Source organism: Bowmanella yangjiangensis, assembly GCF_017255015.1.
Classification (GTDB): Bacteria; Pseudomonadota; Gammaproteobacteria; order Enterobacterales; family Alteromonadaceae; genus Bowmanella; species Bowmanella yangjiangensis.
Genome location: NZ_JAFKCS010000765.1, coordinates 1 through 350, shown reverse-complemented (window position 1 = coordinate 350; position 350 = coordinate 1). Strand labels below are relative to the sequence as shown.

The window sequence follows — 350 nt, the reverse complement described above, 5'->3', positions numbered from 1 at the left end:
GCATCGAGTCGCACGCTGATCTGCAGACCCGCCTGCAGGCCGTGCTGGATCGCGATGGTCCGGTGATCTGCGAGGTGCTGGTGCAGGTCGAGGAGCCGCGTGTGCCTCGGGTGATGACGCGCATCGACGAGAATGGCAAGCCGGTATCGGGCGCCCTGGAGGACCTGTATCCCTTCCTTGGCCGCGAGGAACTGGCGCAACAGATGGCTGTATCGCTGGAACCTCCTGCATGAAGGCGTGGCTCAAGCGTCGTTTGACTGGCCTGTGCTATGGCTACCTGCGTGGCCAGCCTGACTGGGCTCATGCAAAATAACCAGAATGTCGCCATGCGCGTGTTCTGCCCATGGCCA

The 350-nt window shown here is 62.6% G+C and carries 1 protein-coding gene; it reads left to right on the top strand.

Annotated elements, in window-relative coordinates:
• The coding region (locus tag J0A65_RS26600; protein ID WP_206597176.1) for a hypothetical protein at positions 1 to 233 on the top strand (233 nt) is incomplete at its 5' end.
• Positions 234 to 350 lie beyond the last annotated feature (117 nt).